The sequence below is a fragment of the Pinirhizobacter sp. genome, assembly GCF_036499745.1.
Lineage (GTDB): Bacteria > Pseudomonadota > Gammaproteobacteria > Xanthomonadales > Rhodanobacteraceae > Pinirhizobacter.
The window spans coordinates 1-26,637 of record NZ_DASYDG010000009.1 but is presented as its reverse complement, the minus strand read 5'-3'; the positions used below and the strand labels follow the sequence as shown (position 1 = coordinate 26,637).

The 26,637-nt window shown below is 64.4% G+C and carries 21 protein-coding genes; 8 read left to right on the top strand and 13 right to left on the bottom strand.

Translation table 11 applies throughout. The features are described from left to right. Positions 1-47: 47 nt before the first annotated feature. The gene (locus VGM61_RS02680; RefSeq protein WP_331521167.1) at positions 48-2,222 is read left to right on the top strand and encodes a primosomal protein N'; all 2,175 of its coding nucleotides are present in this window, start codon (positions 48-50) and stop codon (positions 2,220-2,222) included. A gap of 76 nt (positions 2,223-2,298) precedes the next feature. Then, a complete protein-coding gene (gene tal, locus VGM61_RS02675; RefSeq protein WP_345786378.1) occupies positions 2,299-3,261 on the top strand; it encodes a transaldolase in 963 nt (320 codons plus the stop codon). A gap of 16 nt (positions 3,262-3,277) precedes the next feature. Here tal and VGM61_RS02670 read toward each other — a convergent pair whose 3' ends face one another. The 11 genes from VGM61_RS02670 to VGM61_RS02620 form a co-directional block, all read right to left on the bottom strand. Then, entirely contained in the window at positions 3,278-4,702 is a 1,425-nt protein-coding gene (locus tag VGM61_RS02670) for an efflux transporter outer membrane subunit (RefSeq protein ID WP_331521165.1), read from the bottom strand. Then, positions 4,689-5,864: an efflux RND transporter periplasmic adaptor subunit gene (locus tag VGM61_RS02665; RefSeq protein WP_331521164.1), complete on the bottom strand. Its 1,176-nt coding sequence runs from the start codon at positions 5,862-5,864 to the stop codon at positions 4,689-4,691. Before VGM61_RS02665 ends, VGM61_RS02670 begins: the two co-directional genes overlap by 14 nt. Then, on the bottom strand, positions 5,857-9,045 hold the full coding sequence (locus VGM61_RS02660) for an efflux RND transporter permease subunit (RefSeq protein ID WP_331521163.1): 3,189 nt from the start codon (positions 9,043-9,045) through the stop codon (positions 5,857-5,859). The genes VGM61_RS02665 and VGM61_RS02660 overlap by 8 nt, the downstream gene beginning before the upstream one ends. Positions 9,046-9,193: 148 nt before the next feature. Then, positions 9,194-10,570, bottom strand: a complete 1,377-nt coding sequence (locus tag VGM61_RS02655) for a sensor histidine kinase (protein ID WP_331521162.1) — start codon at positions 10,568-10,570, stop codon at positions 9,194-9,196. Beyond that, the gene (locus VGM61_RS02650; protein ID WP_331521161.1) at positions 10,554-11,231 is read right to left on the bottom strand and encodes a response regulator transcription factor; all 678 of its coding nucleotides are present in this window, start codon (positions 11,229-11,231) and stop codon (positions 10,554-10,556) included. Before VGM61_RS02650 ends, VGM61_RS02655 begins: the two co-directional genes overlap by 17 nt. A 100-nt stretch (positions 11,232-11,331) precedes the next feature. Further along, complete coding sequence (rpoH, locus tag VGM61_RS02645) at positions 11,332-12,192, bottom strand: RNA polymerase sigma factor RpoH (RefSeq protein ID WP_331521160.1); 861 nt, start codon at positions 12,190-12,192, stop codon at positions 11,332-11,334. 233 nt (positions 12,193-12,425) lie between these two features. Next, complete coding sequence (ung, locus tag VGM61_RS02640) at positions 12,426-13,133, bottom strand: uracil-DNA glycosylase (protein ID WP_331521159.1); 708 nt, start codon at positions 13,131-13,133, stop codon at positions 12,426-12,428. After that, the gene (locus VGM61_RS02635) at positions 13,130-13,981 is read right to left on the bottom strand and encodes a response regulator (protein ID WP_331521158.1); all 852 of its coding nucleotides are present in this window, start codon (positions 13,979-13,981) and stop codon (positions 13,130-13,132) included. Before VGM61_RS02635 ends, ung begins: the two co-directional genes overlap by 4 nt. A gap of 5 nt (positions 13,982-13,986) precedes the next feature. Next, complete coding sequence (ftsX, locus tag VGM61_RS02630; RefSeq protein WP_331521157.1) at positions 13,987-14,952, bottom strand: permease-like cell division protein FtsX; 966 nt, start codon at positions 14,950-14,952, stop codon at positions 13,987-13,989. Then, positions 14,949-15,626 (bottom strand): cell division ATP-binding protein FtsE, encoded by a 678-nt coding sequence (gene ftsE, locus VGM61_RS02625; protein ID WP_331521156.1) that lies wholly within the window; start codon positions 15,624-15,626, stop codon positions 14,949-14,951. Before ftsE ends, ftsX begins: the two co-directional genes overlap by 4 nt. A 49-nt stretch (positions 15,627-15,675) precedes the next feature. Continuing rightward, positions 15,676-17,391: a DEAD/DEAH box helicase gene (locus VGM61_RS02620; RefSeq protein ID WP_331521155.1), complete on the bottom strand. Its 1,716-nt coding sequence runs from the start codon at positions 17,389-17,391 to the stop codon at positions 15,676-15,678. A 340-nt stretch (positions 17,392-17,731) separates the two neighbouring features. Here VGM61_RS02620 and trxA point away from each other — a divergent pair, with 340 nt between their 5' ends. Together trxA and rho are read left to right on the top strand one after the other, a co-directional pair. Beyond that, the gene (gene trxA / locus VGM61_RS02615) at positions 17,732-18,061 is read left to right on the top strand and encodes a thioredoxin TrxA (protein ID WP_331521154.1); all 330 of its coding nucleotides are present in this window, start codon (positions 17,732-17,734) and stop codon (positions 18,059-18,061) included. A 288-nt stretch (positions 18,062-18,349) separates the two neighbouring features. Next, positions 18,350-20,143 (top strand): transcription termination factor Rho, encoded by a 1,794-nt coding sequence (gene rho / locus VGM61_RS02610; RefSeq protein ID WP_331521204.1) that lies wholly within the window; start codon positions 18,350-18,352, stop codon positions 20,141-20,143. A 95-nt stretch (positions 20,144-20,238) separates the two neighbouring features. Here rho and VGM61_RS02605 read toward each other — a convergent pair whose 3' ends face one another. Then, positions 20,239-20,862: a hypothetical protein gene (locus VGM61_RS02605; protein ID WP_331521153.1), complete on the bottom strand. Its 624-nt coding sequence runs from the start codon at positions 20,860-20,862 to the stop codon at positions 20,239-20,241. 194 nt (positions 20,863-21,056) lie between these two features. Between VGM61_RS02605 and VGM61_RS02600 the strand changes: the two genes are divergently transcribed. From VGM61_RS02600 to rsgA, 3 genes are all read left to right on the top strand, one after another. Next, positions 21,057-21,941 carry a DMT family transporter gene (locus VGM61_RS02600; protein ID WP_331521152.1) on the top strand — a complete coding sequence of 295 codons (885 nt, stop codon included), beginning with the start codon at positions 21,057-21,059 and terminating at the stop codon, positions 21,939-21,941. A 443-nt stretch (positions 21,942-22,384) separates the two neighbouring features. Continuing rightward, positions 22,385-23,521 carry an MFS transporter gene (locus VGM61_RS02595; protein WP_331521151.1) on the top strand — a complete coding sequence of 379 codons (1,137 nt, stop codon included), beginning with the start codon at positions 22,385-22,387 and terminating at the stop codon, positions 23,519-23,521. 273 nt (positions 23,522-23,794) lie between these two features. Beyond that, positions 23,795-24,637, top strand: coding sequence for a ribosome small subunit-dependent GTPase A (gene rsgA / locus VGM61_RS02590; RefSeq protein WP_331521150.1), 843 nt, complete (start codon positions 23,795-23,797; stop codon positions 24,635-24,637). On the opposite strand, the gene VGM61_RS02585 is transcribed toward rsgA, so the two are convergent. Next, entirely contained in the window at positions 24,634-25,641 is a 1,008-nt protein-coding gene (locus tag VGM61_RS02585) for a zinc-binding alcohol dehydrogenase family protein (protein ID WP_331521149.1), read from the bottom strand. The genes rsgA and VGM61_RS02585 overlap by 4 nt on opposite strands. 259 nt (positions 25,642-25,900) lie before the next feature. Here VGM61_RS02585 and VGM61_RS02580 point away from each other — a divergent pair. Further along, positions 25,901-26,637, top strand: a 737-nt coding sequence (locus tag VGM61_RS02580; protein ID WP_414694784.1) for a glutamate--cysteine ligase, incomplete at its 3' end; no start/stop codon positions are given.

Here is a 26,637-nt window from a genome sequence, read left to right as displayed (position 1 = left end):
ACGAGGTCGTCGCAGACCCTGCGACGCGGGCCGCTACACTTCCGGCCATGCCTGTCGTCCTGCGCGTTGCCCTGCCCGTCCCCCTGCCCACCCTGTTCGACTACCTGCCGCCCGCCACCGGCCAGGCCCGGGCCGGCGCGCGGGTGCTGGTGCCTTTCGGCAAGGGCGCGATGGTGGGCGTGGTGGTGGACCCGGCCGTCGAGTCGACCGTCGCGGGGGGAAAGCTCAAAGCCGCCCTGGAACTCCTGGACGACGCACCGCTACTGGATGACGAACTCCTGGCCAGCGTGAACTGGGCCGCCGACTACTGGCTGGGCGCACCGGGCGAGGCATTGGTCAATGCGCTACCCCTGGCCCTGCGCGAACCGCGGCCATTACCGCCGCTGGGCCGCGAGGCATGGGCCACCACGGTGGCCGGTCGCGATGTCCACGCCGCCGGTACGCGCAAGGGTGGCAGCCAGCGCTTGCTCGATGCGCTGGCCAACGGCCCGTGTGCTGCCGACGAACTGGATGAGCGCGTTCCCAAATGGCGTGAGGCCGGCCGGCGCCTGCTGGAGGCTGGTCTTGTTCAGAAGCTCGAGTGGTCCGCCACCACCCTTCCCCGCCATGCCGCGCCCGCCCCCCAGTTGACCTCCGAGCAGGCCGAGGCGGTGGCGGCGATCGGCGAATCGTTCGGCCAGTTCCAGCCATTCCTGCTCGACGGCGTCACCGGCAGCGGCAAGACCGAGGTTTACCTCGCCCTGATCGAACAGGCGCTGGCGGCGGGTAAACAAACGTTGATGCTGGTGCCGGAGATCGGCCTGGCGCCGCAGACGGTACGGCGCCTGCGCGACCGCCTGGGTGTGGCGGTGGAAGTGCTGCATTCGAATCTGTCCGAAGGTGACCGCGCCCGCGCCTGGCTGCGGGCCCGCGACGGGAGCGCACGCGTGGTGCTGGGCACGCGCTCGGCGGTGTTCACGCCGTTGCCCGAGGCGGGCCTGATCGTGGTGGACGAAGAGCACGATGGTTCCTATAAGCAACAGGAAGGCTTCCGCTACCACGCGCGCGACCTTGCCCTGGTGCGCGCCCGCGCGATGGGCGTGCCGGTGGTGTTGGGCTCGGGTACGCCGTCGCTGGAAAGCCTGGCCAATGTCGATGCCGGCCGTTATCGCAACCTGCGACTGCGCGTGCGGCCGGGTGCGGCGCAACCCACGCGTGTGGAGGTCGTGGACATGCGCGCGCAACGGCTGGACCACGGTTTGTCTCCTGTCTTGATCAACGCGGTGGCGGCGTGCCTGGCGCGAGGCGAGCAGGCCCTGGTATTCCGCAATCGCCGCGGCTACGCGCCGGTGTTGTTGTGCCATGCCTGCGGATGGCATGCCGACTGCACGCGCTGCGAACGACCGATGACCCTGCACGCTGGCCGCCGCCGGCTGGTATGCCACCACTGCAACCGCGAGCAACGGCTGCCGGAGGCTTGTCCAAACTGCGGGGCCACCGAGCTACGCCCGCAGGGCCAGGGTACCGAGCGGCTGGAAGAGGCGCTCACGGCGCGCTTCCCCGACGTCCGCGTGCTGCGCGTGGACCGCGAGACCACCCGCCGCCGCGATGCCTTCGAGGAGCTGCTTGGCTCGCTGGCGGACGAAAAACCCGCGATCCTGGTGGGTACGCAGATGCTGGCCAAGGGCCACGACCTGCCCAACCTCACGCTGGTGGCCATCGTCGGCGTCGATGAAGGCCTGCACAGCGTGGACTTCCGCGCCAACGAACGGCTGGCCCAGCTGGTGGTACAGGTGGCTGGCCGCGCCGGGCGCGCACGCAAACCTGGCACGGTGATCCTGCAGACCCACCACCCCGACCACCCGATGCTGCGCACGCTGCTTCAATCCGGATACGGCGCCGTGGCCGCGCAGCTGCTGGACGAACGGCGGGTGACCGAGCTGCCTCCCTTCGGCAGCCAGGTGCTGCTGCGCGTGGACGCACTGGGCCGCGATGCTGTCGACACCTTCCTGGCCCAGGCACTGGCAGCGATCCCGCCGGAGGCCGGGTGGGGCGTCGCAGGCCCCATGCCCGCACCCATGCCGCTGCGGGCCGGTCGCCACCGGGGCCAGTTGCTGGTAGAAGCTGCCACGCGCGGCAAGCTCCACGCCTTCCTCAAGACGTGGGCGAGCCGTCTGGCGACAGCACCCGGGGCGCGCAAGGTGCGATGGTCGCTGGACGTCGACCCGGTGGACCTTTACTAGCGGCCATCGACACCTTGGCAACACGCGGTCTGGTACAAATATTGGTCTTTCATAGCCCTCCCCTTCGATTCCAAGGATGTCCCCCATGGCGAGCCAACTCGAACAGCTGCGCAAGATCACCACCGTCGTCTCCGATACCGGCGATATCCAGGCGATCAGCCAATGGAAACCGGTGGACGCCACCACCAATCCCTCGCTGCTGCTCAAGGCCGCCGGCGATGCTGGCTACGCTCCGCTGATCGACGCTGCCGTGGCCTGGGCGAAAGGCAAATCAAACGACCGCCAGCAGCAGCTGACCGACGCCAGCGATTATCTTGCCGTGCAGGTCGGCCGGAAGATCCTGGACATCGTGCCCGGTCGCGTCTCCACCGAAGTGGACGCGCGCCTTTCTTTCGATACCGACGCTTCCATCGCCAAGGCTGAACGCCTGATCGGCATGTACAACGACGCTGGTGTCAAGAACGACCGCATCTTCATCAAGCTCGCATCCACCTGGGAAGGCATCCGCGCCGCCGAACAGCTGGAGAAGAAAGGCATCAACTGCAACATGACCTTGCTCTTCAGCTTCGAACAGGCGCGCGCCTGCGCCGAAGCCGGTGCCACGCTGATCTCACCCTTCGTTGGCCGCATCTTCGACTGGTATGTCGAGCACACCGACAAGAAGGTGTACGCACCAGCCGAAGACCCTGGCGTGCAGTCGGTGCGCCGCATCTACGACTGGTTCAAGCTGCACGGCTACCAGACCATCGTGATGGGCGCGAGCTTCCGCAACATCGGCCAGATCCAGGCCCTGGCCGGCTGTGACCGCCTCACCATCAGCCCGGATCTTCTGCAAAAGCTCCAGGAAAACCAGGACGACCTGCCCCGCGCACTGTCCGATAACGGCAAGCGCGAAGAGCGCCAGCCGAAGATCAGCGAGAGCGCCTTCCGCTGGGGTCACAACGAAAACGCCATGGCCACCGACAAGCTGGCCGAAGGCATCCGCAAGTTCGCCGTGGACCAGCGCAAGCTGGAAGAACTCCTCGGCGCGAAGCTCTAGCCTCGGCCCCTAATGTTTACGTTTGCTGCCAGCCGCCGCCGAGGGCTTTGACCAGCTCGATGCTGGCGCGGAGCTGTTGGGTCTTCAGGTCGATCAGGCTGCGTTTGGCATCAAGCGCGGTCTGTTGGGCGGTAACGACGTCAAGGTAGCCGACGGCGCCCTGTTTGTAGCGGTCCATGGAGAGGTCCAGCGTTTTTTGCGCGGCGTCGGCCGCCGCCTGCTGGTCTTCGATCGCGGAAGCAAAGTCGGCCAGCTGCGACTGGCTGTCTTCCACCTGGGCAAAGGCATTCAGCACCACGCTGCGGTATTTCGCCCCGGCTTCGTCCGTGGCCGCCCTGGCCGCCTCAACGCCGGCCTTGCGCAGGCCGCCGTCCAATAGCGTCAACAGGAAGCTCGGGCCTAGCGACCAGAAATGATTCGGAGCATTGAGCAGTCCGCGGTACACGGCGCTCTGGTAGCCACCCTGCGCATCCAGCGTGATCTGCGGAAAATACGCCGACCGGGCCACGCCCACACGGGCATTGGCCGCCGCGGTGCGGCGTTCGGCGGCGGCAATGTCGGGACGGCGCTGCAACAGGGTCGAAGGTACGCCCAGCGGGATCGCCGGCAGGTTGACCGCGGTGAGATCCGTCGGCAGGGAGAACGTCGACGCTGAATCGCCTACCAGTACGGCCACGGCGTGCTCGGTGATCTCGCGCTGGGCCTGGGTTTGCTTCAGCTGCGAACGCGCACTGGAGAGCTGTGTCTGCGCACGCGCCACATCCAGCCCCGAGGCAATGCCGCCGGCATGGCGGTCCTCGGTGAGCTGCAAGGCTTTTTCAAAAGCCCCGATGCTCTGTCGTAGCAGGTCGATCTGGCGGTCGAGGCCGTTCAGCACGATCACGCTGTCGGACAACTGCGCCTGCAGGCTGAGCTGCGCGGAAGCAAAATCGCCCGCGGCGGCCTCGGCCTCGGCATTGCCGGCTTTGACGCTGTCGCTCACGCGGCCCCAAAGGTCGACCTCGTAGTCCAGGTCGGCGCCCACGGTGAACGAGTTGTACGTGCGCGGCGAGGTGGGCGATCCCAGCACACCGCGCAGCGGCTTGGTGTCGGACTGGCGATCGCGCTGGGCATTGGCATCGACGCCGATGGTGGGGAACAGTCCGGAGCGTATTTCCTTTCGGAAGGCTTCCGCCTGCTGGTAGTGCGCCAGCGCGGCGGCGAGGTCGGCGTTGTTGGCTGCGAGCTTTGCCTGCAATTGGTCCAGGCGCGGATAGCTGTACGAATGCCACCAGCCGTCGCGCGGCAACGCATCGGCGGGTTTGGCCGGTGCCCAGGGGCCGACCTGCTTGTACTGGTCGGCTACCGGTACCTTCGGCGCCTCGTATTTCGGTGCCAGCGAACAGGCACCCAGCACCACGGTCAGCCCCGCGACGAGGAACGCGCGATCAAGCCTTGCCATGGGTCTCGGCCGTGTTGTCCTTCGGGGCAAGCTGCACCTGGTCGCCATCGTCCAGCCCATCGGGCGGGCTTTCGATGACACGGTCCTGCGGATCGACACCCGAGCCCAGTTCGATCGTCTTGCCAAGGTCGCGCGCGATGGTCACGCGCTTGAACTTCACCCGGTTGTCGGGACCCAGCGTGGCCACGCGCATGCCCTTGGCATCGAACACCAGCGCGCTGGCGGGAATGCTGAAAGCATTGGCGTCGGCCGGCAGCCTGAAATTGACGTTGGCAAAGGCGCCGGGCATCAGCTTGCCGTCGGCATTGTCCACGGCCAACTGCACAAGCGTGGTGCCCGAGTCGGCATTGATGGCACCGGCGGAGGCTTCGACTTTCGCGGTAAAGGTCTTGCCCGGGTACTCAGGCACCGTGAGCTCGGCGGTGTCGCCGTCATGGATGCTTGGGGCATAGTTCTGTGGCACGCGCACGTAGGCCCGCAACTTGCGGATGTCCGACACCTCGAACAGTTCCGGGCCGGCGCCGCCACCGGCATTGATCAACGCGCCGACATCGGTGTTGCGCGCGGTGACCACGCCGTCGAATGGCGCGGTGATGCGGGCAAAGCCCTTCAGCGCCTGGATGCGATCGACATCGGCCTGCGCCGCGCGCTGCTGGGCGAGCTTGGCGGTGTAGTCGGCGGTTTTCTCATCCACTTCCTGCTTGGATACCGAATCCGAGCCCAGCATCGACTGCCAGCGCTTCGCCGTGGTGGCGGCCAGCGCCGCATTGGCCTGGGCGCTGGCGAGCGCGCCCTTGGCCTGCAGCAGCTGCTGGTCGAGGTCGGGGGTTTCGATCTCGGCGATCAGCTGGCCGGCCTTCACTTTGCCGCCAATATCCACCGACCACGATTTCAGATAGCCACTGACGCGGGCAAACAGCGGCGCGCGGGAATACGCCTGCAGGCGCCCGGGCAGTTGCAGCGGCGAGCCATCGACGTCGGTGGAAGGCGGCGCCACGTTGACCGTTGGCACGACCTGGTTGTCGGTCCAGGTGCGCAGCCGGCGGGCATCGGCGGCGCGCGTGGCAATGCCCGCCACCACGATCGCCACGAACACGACCAGCGCGATAAGGCCGGCCAGACGCAAGCTGCGACGACTAGGCTTGGTGATGTTGTCAGACATGGACAGGTTCTCCGGAAGCAGGCGCCGCGGGTGCGGTGCGGGCGTGCCGCCCGTGGATGATGGCGAAAACGACAGGTACGAAAAGGAGCGTGGCCACCGTGGCGAAGACCAGGCCGCCGATCACCGCGCGGCCCAGCGGGGCGTTCTGTTCGCCGCCCTCGCCCAGGCCCAGGGCCATGGGCGCCATGCCGATGATCATGGCCAGCGCCGTCATCAGCACCGGGCGGAAGCGCACGAAGCCTGCTTCCAGCGCAGCCTTCGCGGCGTCGCCATGCAGGGCCAGCTGCTCGCGGCAGAAACTCACCACCAGGATGGAGTTGGCCGTGGCAACGCCCATGCACATGATGGCGCCGGTGAGTGCGGGCACCGAGAGCGTGGTATGCGTGGCGAAGAGGATCCAGATGATGCCGGCCAGTGCCGCGGGCAGTGCCGTGATGATCACGAACGGATCGCTCCACGACTGGAAGTTCACCACGATCAGGAAATAGATCAACGCCACCGCGCCGAGCAGGCCGAGGATCAGGCCGCTGAAGGCGTTGTTCATCGTCTGCACCTGGCCCAGCAGGGCCATGCTCGAACCCTTGGGCAATTCCTTCTGATGGGCATTGATGATCTTCTGGATGTCCGTCGCCACGGCGCCCAGGTCGCGACCCTGCGGGGTGGCGTAGATCTCCACCACCGGCTGGATGTTGTACTGGGTAACCACCGCGTTGGAGTGGGTGCGCCGGAGCCTGGCAAATCCACCCAGGATCTGTGAACCGCCTGGACCTGACACCTGCAGGTTCTCCAGCGCCGGCAGGCTGTCCAGGCTGTATTGCGGCGTCTGCATCACGATCGGGTAGGAGATCTGGTTCTGCGGGTTCAGCCAGTAGGTGGGGGCCACCTGGCTGGAGCCGGCCAGGTTCACGCCCAGGCTGTTGGTGACATCGCGCTCGGTCAGCCCCACCAGCTGCGCGCGGGTACGATCGACATCCACGTTGAACACCGGGTTCTGCTGCGATTGCTGGATGCGCGCATCGGCCACGCCGGGAACGCGGCGGATCTCTCGCAGCACCTTGTTGGCGAAATCGAAGTTCGCACCAATGTTGTTGCCGCGGATCTGCAGGTCCACCGGCGCGGGCGAACCGAAGTTCAGGATCTGGCTGATGATGTCCGCCGGCGGGAACGAGAACGTCACGCCGGGGAACTCCCGTGGCAGGCGCTCGCGGAAGGCCTTGACGTACCTGGCCGTGGGCGCGTGGCCTTCCTTCAGTGCGATCTGGATGTCACCGTCCTGTTCGCCGATGGTGCCGGTGTTGTTGTAGGCATTGTTGATGCCCGAGATCGACAGGCCGATGTTGTCCACCACCGTACCGAGTTCTTCCTGGGGCACCATGCGGCGGATCGATGCCTGGATGTCGGCGAAGACGCGCGCGGTTTCCTCCACGCGGGTACCCACCGGCGCCCGCACATGCATCAGGATCTGGCCTGAATCCACCGACGGGAAGAAATTCCTGCCCAGGAACGGCACCAGCGCGAAGGATGCCACCACGAATGCCAGGAAGCCGATCACGAACACCTTGCGGTATTCCAGAACCAGGGCCAGCAGCCCGTGATAACCGTCACGGATATTCTCAAAACGCTTCTCGAAGCTCCGCTGGAAACGCACCAGCGGGTTACGCGAAGGCGCCATCGAGTGGCCGTGTTCCTCGCCCGCCCTGTGCTTGTGCAGCAGGTACTTGGCCATGGTCGGTACCAGCGTACGGGAGAGGATGAAGCTTGCCACCATGGCGAACATCACCGCCTCGGCCATCGGCACGAACAGGAAACGCGCCACGCCATTCAAGAAGAACATCGGCACGAACACGATGCAGATGCACAGCAGCGACACGAATGCCGGGGTGACGATCTGCGCCGCGCCGTCGAGGATGGATTCCTCCACTTCCTTGCCTTGCTCAAGGTGCCAGTTGATGTTCTCGATGGTTACCGTGGCATCGTCCACCAGGATGCCCACCGCCAGCGCCAGGCCGCCGAGGGTCATGATGTTGAGGGTTTCGCCGATCGCCGACAGCGCCGCGATGGAGCTTAAGATCGCCAGCGGAATGGAAATGGCGATGATCACCGTGGAACGCCAGCTGCCCAGGAACAGCAGGATCATCAGGCTGGTCAGCGCCGCGGCAATCACACCCTCCTTCGCCACGCCGGAGATCGCACCGGAGACGAACAGCGACTGGTCGCCGATGGGGGAAATTTTAAGCGTATCGGGAAGGGTCGGGATGATCTCCTTCACCTTGTCCTTCACTCCCGCGATGATCGCAAGCGTCGAGGCCGAGCCGTTCTTCATGATCGTCATCAGGGCCGAACGATTGCCGTCCACGTGCACGATGTTGGTCTGCGGTGGCGATCCGTCGCGCACATGCGCCACGTCGCGGACGTAAACCGTCGTGCCGTTGGCCGTCTTGATCGGCAGGTTGCCCAGGTCGGCGATGTTATCCGGGGCGTTGTTGAGCTGAAGCGTGTACTCGTAGTCACCGATCTTCTGCGTACCGATCGGGATGATCAGGTTTTGCGCTGCCAGGGCATTGGCGATGTCCTGCGCGGACATGCCACGCGCCTGCAAGGCGGCTGGATCGATGTCGATCTGCACCTGGCGCGTCCTTCCGCCGAAGGGATAAGGCACCGACGCACCTGCCACGGAAGTCATCGGCGGGCGAATCGCGTTGAGGCCCAGGTCGCCCAGGTTCTGTTCCGACAGTCCCTTGCCCGACAGCGCCAGCTGGATGATCGGCACGGTGGATGCGTTGTAGTTGAGGATCAGGGGCGGCGTGATACCCGGCGGCAATTGCTTGAGCAACGTCTGCGCCACGGCGGTGACCTGGGCATTGGCCGTACGGATGTCCACCGTGGGCTGGAAGAAGATCTTGATGATGCCGAAGCCCTGGATCGACGACGCCTCGATGTGCTCCACGTCATTGACCGTGGTGGTCAGCACGCGCTCGAACGGCGAGGAGATGCGCCCGGCCACCTGGTCGGGCGGCAGGCCGGTGTACTGCCATACCACGCTGATCACCGGGATCTTGATGTCCGGGAAGATGTCGGTGGGCGTACGCATGGCCGTTATCGGGCCAATGATCAGGATCAATAACGCGAGGACGATGAAGGTATACGGCCGCGTCAGCGCGATCCGGACAAGTGCAAGCATGGGGAGTGCTTCCCGGCGCGGGGAAAGGGCGCCGATGCATCTATTTTGCCATGCAGCATAAATATCCGGCCCGCCGGATCGATGAAGATTGTTTCATCATTCAAATAAATTGAATGAAAGCCGCAGGAAAGTTTGGACGTCTTTACGGTTAGCCGGTAGCCGACGTCGCGGGGCCGAACCGCATGCGGATGCGCGCTCCGTGGCCGTCCCCACCTACTTCCAGGCCATAGCCATGCAATCGCGCGATGGCGCTGACAATGGAAAGCCCCAGGCCCGAGCCCGGCGTACTGCGGCTGCCGTCGCCACGGTAGAAACGCAGCAGCACCGCTTCCCTCTCGCCTTCGGGAATACCCGGGCCGCTGTCGCCAACCTCGATGTAGCCACCGTCACTGTCATTGGCGCTGCGCAAGGTCACCATGCCGCCGGCGGGCGTGAACTTGATCGCATTGCCCACGAGATTCGCCAACGCTTCGAACAGCAGTTGCGGATCGCCGCGTGTTGCCGGCATCGGTTGCAGGTCCAGTTCGAAGCGCTGGCCGCGGTCTTCGGCCAGGGGGCCGTAGAACTCATGCACCTGTCGCATCACACCGGCCAGGTCCATCGGCTGGAAGCAGGCGCTGCGCTGGCCATCTTCCAGTTCCGAGATGCGCAGCAGGGCGCGGAAACGCGCCATCAGGGCATCGATGTCGGCAAGGCACACATCCAGCGATGCTGCCTCTTCGGGCCCCTTGAGCTGTTGCTGCGTGCGGTAGAGACGGGCGCGAAGGTGGGTAAGCGGGGTGCGAAGATCGTGGGCTATGTTGTCGCACACGCCCTTGACCTCGCCCATCAGGCGCTCGATCTCGGTCAGCATGGTATTGACGATGCCGGCCAGCAGATCGATCTCGTCCCCCCTTCCGCTAACCGGAAGGCGCCGCGAAAGGTCCCCGCGCTGGATCGGTTCAGCGGCCCGCTGCATCTGCCGGATCCGCCTGGCCGGTGCACGGCTTAGCAGGAAGCCACCCAGCAGGCCCGGAATAAGCGTAAGGGACAATCCCCACAACAGGCCGCGGCGCATGATCGCGCCAAGGCCATCGATCGTGCGCGAATCTTTCGCCGCCACCAGGCGCCGGCCATCGGGCAGCCTCATGACCACCGCGCGCGACCGAACGGGGCGTCCGACCACCGGATGCAGCGTACCGGACTCGATCGCGTGTGCCACGCCGTCCATTGGCAGGTCCGCCGGCAGCGCGTTGACATTGCCCGCCATGGGCCGACCATCGGCATCGAACAGGCCCAGCCACATCACGCCGGCCGGATCGATCGCGACCGCCTTCTCCACCGCGCCCTGGAGTGCCGAGGGTTCCGTGCGTGCCAGCAGCGCGATGCGTTGCTGCAGCATGGAGTCGATCACACCGGAAAGGTAGCGCGACGATTCAAACTGCACCGCACCGAGCAGAATCACGCACCAGACAGCGAACAGGGCGCCGTAAATGAGCATCAACCGCGAGGTCGCGGCGCTCCAGACTTCAGTCAGCGGGCGCAATGACGTATCCCGAACCACGAATGGTGCGAATGAGGGACGACTGCCCAGGCTGGTCGATCTTCCGGCGCAGCCGGCCGATGTGCACATCGATCACGTTGGTGCCTGGATCGAAATGAAAACCCCATACGTGCTCGAAGATCATCGTGCGCGTCAGCACCTGGCCGGCATGACGCATGAGGAATTCGAGCAGGCGGTATTCGGTAGGCTGAAGCGGCAGTTCCTGGCCGGCGCGGTTCGCTGCATGGGTAACGAGGTCCAATTCGAGGTCCGCCACTCGCAGCACGCTGCGCGCCTGCGGTTGGCGCCGTCGCAGCAACACTTCCACCCGTGCGGTCATTTCGTCCGGCGCGAAGGGCTTGGTGAGGTAATCATCGCCGCCAGCGCGCAGGCCGCGCACGCGTTCATCCACGTCGCTCAGTGCGCTGATCATCAGTACCGGGGTGTCAACGCCGCGGTTGCGCAGGGCCGCCACCACGTCGATGCCATCCATGCCCGGCAGCATGCGGTCCAGCGTGATGATGTCGTAGTCCGCGCTGCTGGCGCGGTCCAGGCCGTCCTCGCCGTTGGCGACCCACTCGGCGGACAAGCCATGAAGGTCGAGCTCGGCGACGATCTCGTTCGCGGTAACCGCGTCGTCCTCGATGACCAATGCTCGCTGCATCCGACTGATCTCCGGTGCGGGAATAATTCGCCGGGCTCCCCCGCCCAAACGACGAACGGCCCCAGGGGGGCCGCCGTCATCATAACCACGTTTGGTTGGCTTAGGCCGCGATGGCGCCACGCATTTTCTTCATGGCGTTGGCCTCGATCTGGCGGATGCGTTCGGCCGAAACACCATATTCGTCCGCAAGATCCTGCAGCGTGGCTTTGTCGTCTTCACGCAGCCAGCGACGCTGGATGATGTCGCGCGAGCGGTCATCCAGGCGGGCGAGCGCTGAAGAAAGCGCCCCCATCTGGTTGTCGCTGGCGTCAGCATCGGCGACGTTGTCGTACGGGTCGGCACCCTCGTCGATGAGGAAAGCCGCCGGTGCCGGCTTGTCGTCGTCGTCCGCGTCGGCCGGGGCTTCAAAACCGATGTCACGGCCGGACAGTCGCGATTCCATCTCGCGCACGGTTGCCTCGGGTACGCCAAGATCCTTCGCCACTACGCGCACTTCCTCGGCGTTCATCCAGCCCAGGCGCTTCTTGCTTTTGCGCAGGTTGAAGAACAGCTTGCGCTGCGCCTTGGTGGTGGCCACCTTGACGATGCGCCAGTTGCGCAGGATGAATTCGTGCATTTCGGCACGGATCCAGTGCACGGCAAAGCTGACCAGACGCACGCCCTGGTTCGGGTCGAAACGCTTGACCGCCTTCATCAGGCCGATGTTGCCTTCCTGGATGAGGTCGGAAAGCTGCAAGCCGTAACCGTTGTAGCCGCGGGCAACGTGCACCACGAAACGCAGGTGCGACATCACCATCTGGCGGGCGGCTTCCAGGTCGGCTTGTTCGGTGAATTTACGGGCAAGCGACTGCTCCTCGTCCAGGGTAAGGACGGGGATGCGGTGTACGGCCGAGATATAGGAATCCAGGCTGCCCGTAAGGCTGGGTACCGGGTAGTTCCTGGTGACCAAGGCTGTAGACATGAACTGACCTCCAAGATAATTCGTAGAAATTTAGCACTCCAGGGGTTGGAGTGCTAAGGCCGTCTTTCGTTCCCCGGCCCCTTATCTGTACGCAATAGTACAGAAATTGGTTGCCGGTGTCCAGTGGAAGACCCGGCCAGAGGGGAATGTCTTTCAGCAGGGGGCGGAAAACCGCATGAAACCTGGGCTGCGGGGGCGGAGGCCCCCTGGCGGGCCACCTCGGGAAGCCGGCGCTACTGGGCTTCCAACGAGGCCTTGGCCGGCAGGGACCAGTCGACCGGGGCCTTGCCGTGCTGTTCCAGGTAGGCATTGGCCGCGGAAAAATGCCCGCAACCCAGGAAACCCCGGTGCGCCGACAACGGCGAAGGGTGCACCGACTTCAGTACCCGGTGCCTGTCCGTGTCGATCAGCTGCCCCTTTCGCTGTGCATATGAGCCCCAGAGCATGAACACAATGCCCTCGCGCTCTCGATTCAGGGCATCGATCGCCGCATCGGTGAACCCTTCCCAGCCCTTGCCCTGGTGCGCATTGGCGTTGCCCTGCTCCACGGTGAGCACCGCATTGAGCTGCAACACACCACGGTCGGCCCACGGCGTCAGGCAACCATGATCCGGCGGCGCGATACCCAGGTCGCGCTGGATCTCCTTGAAGATGTTCTGCAGCGACGGGGGAATCCGCACACCGGGGCGCACGGAAAAACAAAGCCCGTGCGCCTGGTTCGGGCCGTGGTAAGGATCCTGCCCCAGGATGACCACGCGTACGTTGTCGAACGCTGTGTGGTCGAAGGCGGCGAAAATATCCGGGCCGGGCGGATAGATCACCTTGCCCGCCTGTTTCTCCGCACGCAGGAATGCCGACAGCGCCTGCATGTCCGGCCGCTCGAGATAGTCACCGATGCGAGCCTTCCACGAAGGCTCAAGCTTCACGCGCTCGCCGCTCATGCCGCGGTGGTGAGCCGCTCGCGCAGGTGCAACGCCACCCGCAGCTGGAACAGCAGCTTGGTGATCAGGCGCTTTTCCTCGATGGGCTTGACGACGAGGTCGTTCGCGCCGCCGCGCAACAGCGCGGACTGGTTCTGGGCATTTTCATCGCCCGTCATCACCAGCACCGGCAGCTGGCCCTTGCCGTAACCGAACTCGCCACGGATGCGGCTTAGCAGATCCGCCCCGGTGAGCTCACCCTTCAGGCTGACATCGGTGAGTACGATGTCGCAACCCAGCTTGCCCTGTACGCGGGCGGTGTCGAGCCGGGCCAGGGCGTCTTCCACGCTGATCACGTGATGCACGGTAAGGCCGTATTTTTCCATCATGCGGCGCGTGGCCAGGGCCACCACGCGGCTATCTTCGACGTACAGCACCTCGCCTTCGGCGCCACCCTCGGGCTTGACGTAGCCCTTGATGAATTCGGCCAGGGCGCTGAACCCCAGTGCCTTGTCGAAGTAGTCGGTGATGAACTCGCCAAGCTCCCGGCGCTGCAGGCGTTGCTCGACATCACCGGACACCACCACGATGGGTACGTAGATCTGCGGCGCTGTTTCGCGAACGATCCGCGCCAGTTCCAGGCCGTCCATATCGGGCAGGCGAAGGGCGACGGTGATGAAATCCACCACGCCACGGGAAAGGTGTTCCTGCGCTTCAGCGCCGCTGCCACAGGCGACGACCTCCACACCGGGAAGTTCGGCCGAAAGCACCCGGGTGATCAGCTGCCGCACCACGCGTGAACCGTCGACGATCAACACGCGCGGCGGCGTTACGTGCTGGCTGGCATTGGCATCGTTGGCGGCGGTCATCACGGCTAAGGTGCCTTTCGCAGTTGCCGGGCGGCCACCAGGCGCGCGCCCAGCCAGCCGAGGAAAGACGATAGTAACGGTACAACAAGCAACAACCATGTCGGCAAGCCGCCAAAATCCATGCTGCCGCCGTAGGCATCGGCAAGGCGCGCCACGGGGCCGGCCAGGGCCGCCTGCAGGGCCAGCGCCAGCGCTACGGCCAGGATGCCGGCAAACAGGCCGTACCAGAGCCCGGCGTAAAGGTAAGGCCGGCGGATGAACGGCCGGCTTGCCCCGATCAACAGCAGCACGCTGATCTCGGCCGCACGCCCCTGGATGTCGACCCGGATGGTATTTCCCACCACCAGGAGGGCGGCGATGCCCAGCAGCAGGGCGAGTACGGTGACCGCGCGCGTACCCACGTTCACCATGGCATCCAGGCGGGCGCGCCAGCCGCCATTGTCCTGGACCATGTCCACCCCGCCCATGTCGCGCAGTTCCTGCACCATCCTGGCCACCTCGTCGGCGGTGAGGCCGGTTTTCGGGTGCACCTTCAATACGTAGGGCAGCGGGTTGTTGTCGAGGTCGGCGATGGCGCCGGCAAAGCCCTGGGCACGGGCCATTTCATCCAGGCCTTCCTTGGGGGTGACCACCTCGACGGCACCGATGTCCCGGCGCTCGCGCAGGATGTCCGCCACCTGCTGGGCATTGGGCGCTGCGAGGGTTCCCTTCAGGAACACGCTGATGGTGTCGGCCTTGCCCAGCGAATCACCGATGCGCTGTACGTTGGCCAGCAACAGGAAGAATGCCAGTGGCAGCGACATGGCAAAACCCATCACCGCCACGGTAAGCGCCGTGCCCAGCGGCCGGCTGGCCAGGCGGCGGAAGCTCGATGCCATGCTCCAGGCATGGTGCTCACGCCACGCGTTGAAGCCGCCGGCGCGTGCCCGTGCAGTGACTGGTTTCCGGTTCTCGCGTACCGCCTCGTTCATACGATCTCCGTGGCGGGAATATCGGCCACAAGGCGACCATGGTCGAGCACCACGACGCGCTTGCGCATCCGCTTGATCAGCATCAGGTCGTGGCTGGCGATGAGCACCGTGGTGCCTACGGATTGAAACTCGGCGAAAAGGCCCATGACATCCACCGCCAGCTGGGGATCAAGGTTGCCGGTGGGCTCGTCGGCGATCAACAGGGTGGGTTTGCCGACGATGGCGCGGGCGATGCCCAGGCGCTGCTGCTCACCGGCTGACAGTGCCGAGGGCAGGTGTTTCTCGTTGGGTAGCAGGCCCACCTTTTCCAGGGCGGCACGCACGCGCTTGCCACGGTCGGCGGCAGGGACACCGGCGATCACCAGCGGCAGCTCAACATTGGCGAAGGCGGTGCGGTCCATCAGCAGGCGGTGGTCCTGGAAGACCATGCCGATGCGCCGGCGGAGCCTGGGAACATCGCGCTGGCGCACCTGCGCCAGGCTCTGGCCGTCGAACATCACAATGCCGTGCGAGGGGCGCTCGATCAGGCCCAGCATCTTCAGCAAGGTGCTTTTGCCGGCGCCGGAGTGGCCGGTGACGAAGGCCATCTCACCGGCTTCGACACCGAAACTGACATCGGCCAGGGCGTCGTGGCCGCCCTCATAGCGCTTGCCCACCTGGTCGAAACGAATCACCGGGCTTCCCTAGGAATTGACTTAAGGAAGCATACGGGATTTCCGCAAGTTATCGAGCGCCGAAGAGGCGTCCGAGGCGCTTGAAGAAGCCGACTTTCTCGGTGGCGGGGGCCGCCGGGGCCGGGGCGTTGGGGCGCGAGGACGGCACGTGGCGCGACGGGCGACGGCCGGGCTCAGCCGACCCGTTCGAAGCGGCCTCGGCGCGCTCCCCGTTGGCCGCGCCATTGACCGTCCCTGCCGTCCGCTCACGAGCGGCCTTGCCACCGCGGCGGCGGCGGCGACGCTTCCTGGCCGCATCATCACTGACGGCATCGGTAGCCGTTTCGGAGCCGGTGGATGTGACGGGCACGGGCACCGCGACGGCATCGCCAGCCGAGGCGGTGACCGCCGCCGCCGGCTTGCGCTCGCGCGGAGGACGGGACTGGCCACTGCTGCCGTTGGACTTGCCCTTGTGATCGGACGCGCCGCCACCGCTGCGCGAACGCGACCGGGCCTCGCGGGCCTTGTCGTTCACCGGCGAACTGGCGGCGGCATCGGCGGCATCTTCTTCGGCATCGTCCACCAGGCCATCGGCGCGCGGCCGCGGCTTGGGCATGATCAGCAGATCGGCCGTGACATTGGCTACCGGGATCTTCTGCCCGATGTATTGCTCGATGTCTGGCAGGCCCATGGCATAGAGGTCGCAGGCGAAGCTGAGCGCATCGCCCTCGGCGCCCAGGCGCGCGGTACGGCCGATGCGGTGGACGTAGTCTTCGGCGTCCTGTGGCAGGTCGTAGTTGAAGACATGGCTGACAGCTGGAATATGCAGGCCGCGTGCAGCTACATCGGTGGCCACCAGCATGTCGATCACGCCGTCCTGGAAGCGCTGCAGCAGCTTCTGCCGCTTGACCTGCGGCACATCGCCGGAGATCGCGCCCACACGATAGTTGTGGCGCTTCAGGCGGTCGGTGATGCGTTCGGCGGCGGCCTTGGTGTTGACGAAAATGATGCTTCGCTCGACGCCAGTCTGCTCGAGCAGGTTCAGCAGCAGCGGCATCTTCTCTTCCTTGGAAGGGAAATACACCAGCTGGCGCACGCGGTCGGCGGTAACGTTATCGGTTTCCACCACCAGCTTCTCGGCGTTGTGCATGTGCTCGTAGGCGAGCTCCAGCACACGGTGGCTCAAGGTGGCTGAGAACAGCAGCACCTGGCGCTGCTCGCGGGCAGGCAGGCGGCGGAAGATGAAGCGGACGTCCTTGATGAAACCGAGGTCGAACATGCGGTCGGCCTCGTCGATCACCATCACTTCGACGGAATTAAGGCCAAACACATTCTGCTTGTAGTAGTCGAGCATGCGGCCGGGCGTGGCGATGATCACGTCGCAGCCATCGCGCAGCAGCTGGCGCTGCTTGTCGTAGTCCACCCCGCCGTAGATCAGGGCGAAGCGCAGGCCCGTATGTCGGCCGATGGCGCGGGCGTCCTTTTCGATCTGGATCGCAAGTTCACGCGTCGGGGCGATGATCAGCGCCCGGGGGTCGGAATCTTTCCGGTCGATGGCGGCCGGCCGGGTGAGCAGCCGGTTCATCATCGCCACCAGGAAGGCGCAGGTCTTGCCGGTGCCTGTCTGGGCCTGGCCGGCGACGTCGCGGCCCTCCAGCGCCAGCGGCAGGGTAAGCGCCTGGATCGGCGTGCAACGGGTGAATCCGGTATCGGCAAGGCCCTGCTGGAGCAGCGGGTGAAGGTCGAAGGACTCGAAGAAGGTGTCGGTCAGTACTTTTTCAGACATGGATAGGGGGTCATCACAGATGCGGGCGCCCGGATCGGCTGCCGGCTTGGGGGCCACGGCGCGAACGGGCGCCTGGGGCATGGTTGAAATTGGGGCGGGCGTGCCCATTTCCAGTTGCAGAAACGAAACGCCCGGGGTGCCCTGGCCTGGGCGTGTAGCGGCCGTGCGGCGGCGCCAGCTTCAGCGCCCTTGAATCGCACCCCGAGTTGCGCTGGAATGAGGGCAAGCCCCATGGGGCAGTCCCTCATTCCTGGTTCAACCCGCGCTTCGTGGGCGCATGAGTGTAGCTGATGCGAGCCGCGCGGTCGTCAACCCCCTTAACATTCCAAGCTGGAGATCCATGGTGAACGACCTGATCACCCACGTTAGCGACGACGCCTTCAAGGCCGAAGTCCTCGATTCCGAGACCCCTGTCCTGCTCGATTTCTGGGCGGAGTGGTGCGGCCCCTGCAAGGCCATCGCCCCTATCCTGGACGACCTGGCCACCCAGTACCAGGGCAAGCTGCGTATCGCCAAGATCAACATCGACCAGAACCAGAAGACCCCCCGGGACTTCGGCGTCCGCGGTATTCCCACCCTGATGATCTTCAAGAACGGCAAGGTCGAGGCCACCCAGATCGGCGCCGTCAGCAAGGGCCAGCTGGCCCAGTTGATCGACAAAACGCTGTAAGTTGCTCTCTTCCGGGCATTTCGCCCCGGATTTCACACGCCGTGGCTTTACGCCACGGCGCGTGCAGTGCTAGATTCCATGGCACCTGCCGGGACTCACCGCTGTCCCGTGCCCTTCGCGCCATCTGCTTCAACTCCCAAAAACCCTTCCTTTTAACGGCGCCCCCGAGGTTTGCCCGTGTCTGATATCGAATCCAAAGCATCCACCGACGCCAAGCGCGCCGATGACAAACCCGTGAGCGGGCCGGTCAAGCGCGCTCCGCGCAAGACAGCCAAGGCTGCCGCGCCTGTGCAGGGCGAGCTGCCATCGGCTCCGGTGCGCGCTGAAAGCGCGTCGCCCGCTCCCAACCCAACTCCGGCTCCTGCTCCCACGCAGCCGGCCCCTGCGGCCACGGCCCCGGGCGGCAACGAAAGCCAGGGCAATGCCAATGGCAATGTCCAGGAGTCGCGCGGCGCCTATGAGGCGCGCGATAACCAGGGCGGCAGTCCGCCCAGCCAGGGCGGCCAGGAAAGCAAGCCCGGTGGCAACGGTCCGCAAGGTCAGCCACAGGGCCAGGGGGGCGGCCAGTCCGCCAACCCGAACCAGGGCGGCCAGGGCCAGGGCAGCCAGCAGCAGCGCGAAGGTCGCGACAGCCGCGGCCGTCGCCGCCGCAACGAACGCAACCAGGGACGCCCCCAACAGGGTGGTGGTGGCGGAAACCCGGGTAATAACGCCGGCAACAGCAACCCCGGCAATTACCAGCGCAACCAGCACTACAACAACAATAACGGCTACCCGGCCGACGAAGACGAAAACGCCGACGCCGGCAGCAACGATCGCCTGATCAACCTCACGGAACTGAAGCGCAAGAACGCCATCCAGCTCCTGGAGTTCGCCGAATCGCTCGGTGTGCGCGAAGGCGTGGCCCGCCAGCGCAAGCAGGATGTGATCTTCAACATCCTCAAGGCCCACGCCCGCTCCGGCGGTGGCATCTGGGCCGAGGGCGTGCTGGAAATCCTGCAGGACGGCTTCGGCTTCCTGCGTTCGGCCGACGAGTCTTACCTGGCCGGTCCCGACGACATCTATGTCTCGCCCAGCCAGATCCGTCGCTTCAACCTGCGCACCGGCGATTACATCACCGGACGCGTGCGCCACCCGAAGGAAGGCGAGCGTTACTTCGCCATGCTCAAGGTGGACGACATCAACGGCGATCCGCCGGAAGCCTCGAAGAACAAGATGCTCTTCGAGAACCTCACCCCGCTGTTCCCGCGCAAGGCTTTCAAGCTTGAACGTGGCAACGGCTCGAGCGAGGACATCACCGGACGCATCCTGGATCTGGTCGCCCCCATCGGCCGCGGCCAGCGCGGCCTGATCGTCTCCCAGCCGAAATCCGGTAAAACGATGATGCTGCAGAACATCGCGCAGGCCATCGTGCACAACCACCCCGACGCGCATCTGATCATGCTGTTGATCGACGAGCGCCCGGAAGAAGTAACGGAAATCGCCCGCAGCGTGCGCGCCGAAGTGATTTCGTCCACCTTTGACGAACCCGCCGTACGCCACGTGCAGGTGGCCGAGATGGTGATCGAGCGCGCCAAGCGCCTGGTCGAGCACAAGAAGGATGTGATCATCCTGCTCGATTCGATCACTCGCCTGGCCCGCGCCTACAACACGGTAATCCCGAGCTCCGGCAAGGTACTCACCGGTGGTGTCGACGCCAACGCCCTGCAGCGCCCCAAGCGCTTCTTCGGCGCGGCGCGTAACGTGGAGGAAGGCGGCAGCCTCACCATCATCGCTACCGCCCTCACCGAAACCGGCTCGAAGATGGACGAGGTGATCTACGAGGAGTTCAAGGGCACCGGCAACATGGAAGTGCACCTGAACCGTCGCATCTCCGAGAAGCGCGTTTACCCGGCCATCGACATCAACCGCTCCGGCACCCGCCGTGAGGATCTCCTGATCGACCCGGACCTGCTGTCGAAGATCTGGATCCTGCGCAAGCTGCTGCATCCGATGGATGAACTGGCGGCGATCGAGTTCATGCTGGACAAGATGAAGAACACCAAGTCGAATGATGAGTTCTTTAATTCGATGAAGCGTTGATCTGATCGGGGCCGGAGCTCAACTCCGGCCCTTCCCATCCGCAAGGTTGATTCAAGTGCCGGCTACAAGCCGGCATTTCTTTGCGCTGCGCGCCGTCAGGGTGTCTTGGCGAGCGCCTGGAAAAGTGCACCCAGCGCGCTCGCGATGGAGACGATGCCGGACACCGCAACGCAAATGCCCCAGACCTTGTGTTTCCAGGTGTTAAGGTCGTTCACCGCGACACAAACCTTCTGTACCTCGGAAGCGAGCTCTTGTACCTGTCCGCCGAGCACGGCGATTCGCTTATCGAGCCGTTCACCCTGGGCGTCGATTCGATCGTTCAAATGCTCGACCTGAGTATCGAAGCGTTCGCTCAAGCGCGCGACCTGGGCATCGACGCGTTCGCTCAAACGCGCTACCTGGGTATCGATTCGTTCGCTCAGGCTCGCGACCTGGGTATCGATGCGTTCGCTGAGGCTCGCGACCTGGGAATGGATCCGATCGTTCAAACGCTCGACCTGGGAGTCGATTCGGTCATTCAAGCGTTCGATGGAGCCGATCATTCGCCCCATGCCGAACTCGAGATTCCCCATGCGGGCGATCAAATGGGTTGTCAGGTCGTCGCCCTGCGGCGAGGCCAGCATCCAACCGCCACCATCGCCCGCTTTTCGCGGGTTCGTTTCCGGGTCGATCTCCGCAGCGCTCATTTCTTGACCTTCCTGGCCCGGTGTGGATTGCATGGATGGCTTCCTGCCTAAACGCATGATGCGGAGCAGGATACGAGAAGGAGGATAGCTTCGCTTCCACGTTCTGACCGTAGGCCTTCGTATTGCTGTCTGTCGGATCGACTCTCGTCTTTCGTCCGGACACGCCGACGGCGCCATGTCATGTTAGAAAGAAGAAGTATTCGATACGGCGAAAGGAAATTCAGTTCATGACAAAGGCGTTTATCTTCGCCGCGCTTTGCATCGCGAGCTGGAGCCTGATTCCCGTGGTCGCCAAGGTGACCACGCACGACCTGACGCCGCTGCAATTCCTGCTGCTGTCCAACGTACTCTCCGCCGTCGTGTGCGGGGTAGTGGCGATGAAGCGTGCGCCATCCTTCGTGAGTCTTCTCACCGGGACTCGCACCAACCTGCTGCGTACAGCCGTGCCCGGCTTCCTCGGCTGCTATCTCTTCTATCTGTGCCTGTACCACGGTTACGCGGTGGGCGATGGAATCGCCGTGTTGGTGGTGCAGTACCTGTGGCCCGTGCTGATCGTGTTGCTGGCGCCGCTGGTGACGCACGACCGGATCGGCGCCATTGGCGTGACGGCAGTGCTGCTGGGTTTCGCAGGTTCCGCGGTCGTGGCCACGAAGGGGAATTTCACCGCCCTGCCCGCGCAGGACTTGCCGACGCTTGGCATCGTACTGGTCGGTGCGGTGTCCTTCGCACTTTATTCCCTGCTGTCCAGAAGCGTGCCGGGTGAAGGCATGTTGGTGATCTTCTGCTTCTTCGCCTGGGGCGCCGTGTTTTCCCTCATCACCGTGCTTTTCGGTGACGGGCTGGCCTTACCGTCGTCGGGCAAGGCGTGGTCGGGGCTGTTGCTCAACGGCTGCATCATCAACGGGCTCTCGTATTTCTGGTGGTTGCGGGCACTGCAACTGGCGCCGCCTTCGCGCATCGCGCCGCTGGTGTTCCTGGCGCCGGTGCTGGCAACTATCTGGCTGGTCGTGTTCTTCGACGCCCCGTTCCATCCGATTTACCTGCTGGGGCTGGGACTCTCGATCGCCGCCGGCCTGATCGCCACCGGCGCTGGCCGCCGGATACGTGCATAGGTAACGAACGGCACGGTTGCGTCTGGCGATATCGCGTTTGACCGGCATACCCCCTTGCTCTGCTCGCCAGAGGAAGGAAACACCATGAGTGTTTCACCCGTCATTATCGCAAGCAACTGACGAAGACACTCGGTAAGCGCATTCCTACAGATATGCCACGTGCATGATTACAACTTACCTGCCTGGGTACTACAGACGCTGTCGGACACAACGACAACAATAGCTCGAACAGTCGAAAGGATATCGACCATGGATCAGCAAGTGGCTGATGTAACGCGCACGCCCAGGGCAACGTCCGATTCGGACTCGGAAGGTTCACCACCGAGGCCGAGATTCGGGATGTTTGCCAGCAACTGGAAGACGCCGTGGAAACCTTGAGGTCGATGGCTCCCCATAAAAAAGTTGGATCCTGACCGATGCGGCCGGGATCGGCGCCATTCCTTATGCTCGGCACCACCTTCACGGCCGGTGGGTATGGCGCGACATTCCTTGTTTCCGACTGGTATCGCGCGCAGGGAGGAAGCGATATCGACGCGGGGGCAACACTCGGCGTCGCTTTGGTCGGCACCCTGGTCGGGGTACCGGTGGTGGGATGGTTTGCCGGCCAGCTCGATGCATCGCGCCTGGCTGCCCTCGCCGCCCTCACGATGTCCGCCGGTTACCTTCTGCTGGGTAGTGGCCTGGTCAATCTTCCGCACGTCGCAGCGCTGCTGATCGGCCTGGGATGGGGGATGTTTTATATCGGCGGCCCCATGGCCTTGTCCGAACGCATCACCGATGCGCAGCGCGGACCATGGTTTACCCGCTTCAGCGCGTTTCAGATGACCGGGATCTGCGGTAGCCCGATTCTCCTCACCGCCGTGATAGCGCAGACCGGCATGGCCATCCAGGCAACGTTTCTCCTGGTCGGCGGCATGGGGATGCTCGCCGCGCTGCTGCTGGGGATGTTCGCCTCAAGGGAACCTCGTGGCCATGACGAACCCTCGTTGAGGCCCTGGGTAAGGAAACTGTCAGCCGTCGCTGCGAGCAGCGCCATCAGGCCCATTGCCATGGTGGGCCTTGGCGGCTGCGTATTCTCGGGGATCATGTCCTTCCAGGGCTCGCTCGTGGAAGGGACCGACTCCCATGCCAGTACCTTCTTCGCCGTCCATGCCGCGACCGTGGTGACTCTGCGGCTGATGCTCGCCCGGCGTCTATCGATGATGCCGCAGCTTCGGCTGATCACCGTATTGTTGTCGTGCCTTATCCTGGGTATCGTGTGCCTGCTGGGCACTTCGTTTCATCCTGCCTTCCACATCATCGCAGCGATGTTGACGGGAGCAGGCTATGGGCTGGTTTACCCGGTGATCCAGACCTGGACCATCAACCACTCCGCGCCGGAGCATCGCCACGCCGCCCTCACATGGTTCGTCGTCGCCTATTTCGTGGGCATTTTCGGCTTTCCGGTGGTCGGCGGATGGATTCTGGTCGGTGCGGGAAAGGAATGGTTCATCCTCACCTTGGCCGCGATAGCCTCGCTGGAACTCGCCGCCGCACGGCTCGGATCTACCGGTCGGCCTCCCGCTCACGGTGGCCGCTGATCGCCACGGGCACAGGAAGCCGTGCACATGCACCCGTAACGAACGGCATGGTTGCGCTTGGCGATCTTCGCGATTAACCTGCGCGTCCCTTTGGTCTTACTCGCACGAGGAAGGAGAACATCATGAATGTTGCATCCGCCATCGTCGCCGGGTCCACGCTGCACTAAGTCTTCCGGCCAGCCACCCTGGCTGGCCCGCGTGTCGAACCTGGTCTTCCGTTCGCCTTCCCGCTGCCGGGAAGCCGTTCCGTATGCGCCTTCAAAGGGTTCACCCATGTATTCACCGGTTTATTCCCTGCACCAGCTCGGCTGGTGTGCAAGCTTTGCCCACTACCTGACACTGGACGATTTCGAGGCCGCCTACCCTGCCCGCGTGGTCGGCGCGCATCGAAGTGGTTTGAGCGTGCTCTCGGCACGTGGCCAGGGTCAGGTGACGGTTCCCGCTCGGCTGATTGAGGAACTGGAAGATTCGATCGCCGTGGGCGACTGGGTGCTGGTGGAACACCACGCCGACCGCATGTACCGCCTGATAGAGCGGCAATCCCTGCTCACGCGTATCGCCGCCGGCAGCCAAAGCCAACGGCAATCGATCGCTGCCAATGTCGATACCTTGTTCGTGGTTACCTCGTGCAACGACGACTTCAATCTTTCACGGCTGGAGCGCTACCTTGCCCTGGCCCACGAGGCTGCTGTCGAACCCGTTCTCGTGCTGACCAAGGCCGACCTTTGCGACGATACCGCCGGCTACGTAGCGCAGGCCCGCGATATCTCAGGTGCTGCCACGGTGCTCGCCGTCAATGCCACGTCTGCCTCAAGCCCGTCATTGCTCGCCCCATGGCTTGGCGATGGACAGACCGTAGCCTTCGTCGGCTCCTCCGGCGTGGGAAAATCCACGCTCACCAACACCGTTATCGGCATACACGCCCGCGATACCGCTGGCATCGGCGAAGATGATGCCAGCGGCCGCCACACCACCACCTCACGCAGGATGTTCGCTACCGCCACAGGCGCCTGGGTGATCGACACACCAGGAATGCGGGAACTTCGCGTGGGAGCACTTGCGCATGGCGTGCAACGAACCTTCGACGACATCGAAACACTGGCCGATAGCACCTAGAAACCTTCCAGCACGATCTTGCCGCGCGCGGTGTGTGATTCGATCTTCTTGTGCGCCTTGCGCAGGTTCTCGGCATTTATCCTGCCGAAATTCTCGCCTATGGTGGTCCTGAGCGTACCGTCGTCCACCAGCGACGCGATGCGCTCGAGAATCTCGTGCTGGCGCTGCATGTCAGGGGTCTGGAATACCGAGCGGGTGAACATCAGTTCCCAGTGCAGGGAAATGGCCTTTTGCTTGAGCCGTGTGGCGTCGAGGGTTTCCGGATCGTCGATCAAGCCGAAGCGGGCCTGCGGGGCCATTACTTCCACCAGCTGGTCGAAGTACTCGTGGGTGTGCGTGAGGCTGGCCACCCATTCCACCTGCTCGACGCCCAGCGCCTTAAGCTGCGGACCCAAGGCTTTGCCATGGTCGATCACATGGTGCGCGCCAAGTTCCTTCACCCAATCGCTGGTCTCCTTGCGCGAGGCGGTGCCGATCACCGTCAGCTGCGTGAGCTTGCGCGCCAGCTGCACCAGGATCGAGCCCACGCCGCCCCCGGCACCGACGATCAACAACGACTGGCCCTTGCCTCCGCCCTCATCTACGCCCAGGCGGTCGAAAAGCAGTTCGAAGGCGGTGATCGATGTCAGCGGCAACGCGGCTGCCTGCGCGGCATCGATCGTCCGCGGCTTGTGACCGGCGATGCGTTCGTCCACCAGGCCGAACTCCGCATATGAGCCTGGCCGCGCGATGGAGCCGGCGTAGAACACCTCCTCGCCCTTCTTGAACAGTGTGACGTCCGCACCGGTGTCCACCACCGTGCCCACGGCGTCCCAACCCAGGATCCGCGGTTCGGTCACGGCGACGCGCTGGCGCACCTTGGTGTCTACCGGGTTGACCGCGATCGCATGGATGGCCACCAGCAGGTCGCGCGGGCCCGGCGCAGGCGTGGGCAGGTCCATCTCGTAGAGCGACTCGGGGTCGTCGATGGGCAGGGCGTTCCGGGTATAAACGATGGCCTTCATGGGCAATGCCTTCCTATGAAAAGAACAAGGATCGATCTTGCCCCACGCTCTGGTAACGCGGAATGATGATCGGGTCGTTACTTCCTGCGGCAGGGCACATTACTGAACCCGTTGCGCCGATGGGTTGGGCAATGGCCGCCAAATAGTCGCGCGGCTCGTCTTCGGGCCATCTGAACGCTATTCTCGCGATCACCCGCCCTTTTGATCGCGGGCGGCCGCCCCCAAAGGGAAGGCCAGCCAACACTTCCAAGGAATGCCTGTGTCCATCCCCAGCGCCGCCCCCGGCACGCCGATCAGTTCGAAGGATGAGCTGGTGGCTTATCTTGCCCAGGGCGAGAAGCCGCAGGCCGACTGGCGGATCGGTACCGAGCACGAGAAATTCGGCTTCCGTACCGACGACCTGCGCCCGCCCACCTTCGAGGGCGAGCGTGGCATCCGGCACCTGCTGGAGACCATCGCCGACCGTTACGGCTGGGACATCGCCCGTGAAGGCGAGACGCCGGTGGCGCTCACTCGCGGCAAGGCCAACATCACGCTTGAGCCCGCCGGACAGCTGGAGCTCTCCGGCGCGCCGCTGGAAACCGTCCACGACACCTGCTCGGAAGTTCATACACACCTTGAAGAAGTGCGCTCGATCGCCGATGGCATGGGCCTGGGCTTCCTGGGAATGGGGTTCCAGCCGAAGTTCAAGCGCGATGAAATGCCCTGGATGCCCAAGGGCCGCTACAAGATCATGCGCGAATACATGCCCAAGGTCGGTTCGCTCGGCCTGGACATGATGACGCGCACCTGCACCGTGCAGGTGAACCTGGATTTCTCCTCCGAAGCAGACATGGTGAAGAAATTCCGCGTGGGCCTGGCACTACAGCCGATCGCCACCGCACTCTTCGCCGACTCGCCCTTCACCGAGGGCAAGCCAAACGGTTTCCTGTCCTATCGCTCGCACGTGTGGACCGACACCGATGCCGATCGCACCGGCATGCTCGATTTCGTCTT